1 protein-coding gene is annotated in these 230 nt (G+C 41.3%); it reads right to left on the bottom strand.

What is annotated here, in order from left to right; translation table 11 throughout:
- A partial coding sequence (locus SB756_RS36155) for a hypothetical protein (protein ID WP_410914066.1) occupies positions 1-230 on the bottom strand: 230 nt, incomplete at both ends.

A 230-nucleotide genomic window follows, 5' to 3' on the forward strand; every position in this document is an offset into this window, starting at 1 on the left:
CTGTTCAAAATTACTATCCATACCTGAAAACATGCCAAAATACATGGCAAATGCAAACATCATTACTTGCATTGTCATTAGGCCTGCCACACCCAAGCGGCGAATGTATGCTTTTGCAGTTTGTTGTTTTTGTTGTGCTTCGGTATCGGCCTGAAATGGATATGCTTTGTAGCCTATTTTAGCCAAGGCGGTAATAACATCACTCAGTGGAGTTGCTGTTTTGTCCCATT

The organism is Pseudomonas sp. SIMBA_068, from assembly GCF_046534705.1.
Taxonomy (GTDB): Bacteria; Pseudomonadota; Gammaproteobacteria; order Pseudomonadales; family Pseudomonadaceae; genus Aquipseudomonas; species Aquipseudomonas putida.